Below are 1,226 nucleotides of genomic sequence, written 5' to 3' on the forward strand. Positions count from 1 at the left end.
GGTGTGGTGGTGGGCTCACTGGCCCGTAACCGCGGCGACCGTGCCCAGCTGCTGCGCAACGCCGGTCTGCTGCATGTGCATGGTCATCAGCTGGACTGGGACCGCCTGCTGCCCGCCAGCGGCGGGAGTGTAGTGGACCTGCCCACCTATCCGTTCCAGCGTGAACGCTACTGGCTGGAGGTCCGCCGCCCCACCGGGGATGCACGCTCGATCGGCCTGGAAGTAGCAGAACACCCCTGGCTCGGTGCCGCTCTTGGTCTTGCCGACGGTGCGGGCCACCTGCTCACCGGCCGTCTTTCACTGACCGATCAGTCGTGGTTGGCGGAGCATGCGGTCTTCGGCACCGTGCTGGTGCCGGGTACGGGTCTGCTGGAGCTTGCCCTGACCGCCGCCCACCACATCGGAGCCGACCGGGTTGCCGAGCTGACGCTGCTCGAGCCGTTGGTCCTCACCGAGGACACCCCGGTTCGTCTGCAGGTCGTGGTCGGCGCCGAGACAGGTGACGGGCAGCGCGAGATCACCATCTACAGCCGTCCCGAGAACGCTCCTGGCGACACCCCCTGGCGCCGGCACGCCACCGGAAGGCTCGCCGAAACCACCGACTCCGACATCCCCCAGGCCTTTGTGGAGCTGGATCGCTGGCCGGTGGCCGGTGCCGAGCAGGTGGAGCTGGACGGTTTCTACGAGGCGTTTGCCGCGCGTGGTCTCGGCTACGGTCCGGCCTTCCAGGGCCTGGTGGAGCTGTGGCGCAAGGACAACACCGCCTACGGACGCGTCCGCCTGCCCGAGGGGCTCACGACCGAGGGTTTCGGCATCCACCCCGCCCTGCTGGACGCCGCCCTGCACACCCTCATCGGCGCACGCCACGAAGAGGACGGCAAGCACGAACAGCCCGTATACCTGCCCTTCGAGTGGACCGACGTCGAACTCTTCACCACCAACACCACAGAACTCCAAGTCCACATAGAGCTGGACTCCTCCACGGGCGAGCACCTCGCCCTTTCGGTGGCGGACGGTGCAGGTCGACCGGTTCTCCGTGCGCGGGGCCTGCGCATCCGTGAGGTTACGGCTGAGCAGGTTCGTGTGGGTGGGGCGGGTGAGCATCTGTATCGGGTGGTCTTCCAGCCGGTCCGTGATGCCCAGCAGTCCTCTTCTGGTGGGGTGTGGGTGCTGGGTGGTTCCGGTGAGGTGGCCCGGGCTCTGGGGGCGGAGAGCTTTGCCGGTCT

1 protein-coding gene is annotated in these 1,226 nt (G+C 68.0%); it reads left to right on the top strand.

Annotated features, from left to right (window positions below; all coding sequences use genetic code 11):
• The coding region (locus tag CCN35_RS17675; protein ID WP_211285543.1) for a polyketide synthase dehydratase domain-containing protein at positions 1-1,226 on the top strand (1,226 nt) is incomplete at both ends.

Source organism: Streptomyces thermovulgaris, from assembly GCF_002155915.1.
GTDB classification, from domain to species: domain Bacteria; phylum Actinomycetota; class Actinomycetes; order Streptomycetales; family Streptomycetaceae; genus Streptomyces; species Streptomyces thermovulgaris.